1 protein-coding gene is annotated in these 209 nt (G+C 63.6%); it reads right to left on the bottom strand.

The window, feature by feature from the left end:
• Positions 1–209, bottom strand: a 209-nt coding sequence (locus AC6H42_RS25500; RefSeq protein WP_497549250.1) for a hypothetical protein, incomplete at both ends; no start/stop codon positions are given.

Here is a 209-nt window from a genome sequence, read left to right as displayed (position 1 = left end):
CGAAGGCGCGCGTGGTCGACAGGCGGTCGCCGCCCTTGACGATCATGTCGTTGGAGTTGGCCTCGCCCAGCAGCTTGCCGCTGCCGGCGATGGCGGGATTGTTGACGTAGAAGGTGGCGCCGGGACGCAGGAAACTGGTGATCTGGTTGTTGGAATCGTACTTCACGCCCAGCTGCTGCGGGTTGTTCCAGTCGCTGAAGGCGATCACC

It is taken from the genome of Massilia sp. NBRC 108631, assembly GCF_059704565.1.
Note: the sequence above shows the minus strand (reverse complement) of the source record. Positions and strands in the feature narration are given on the sequence as shown.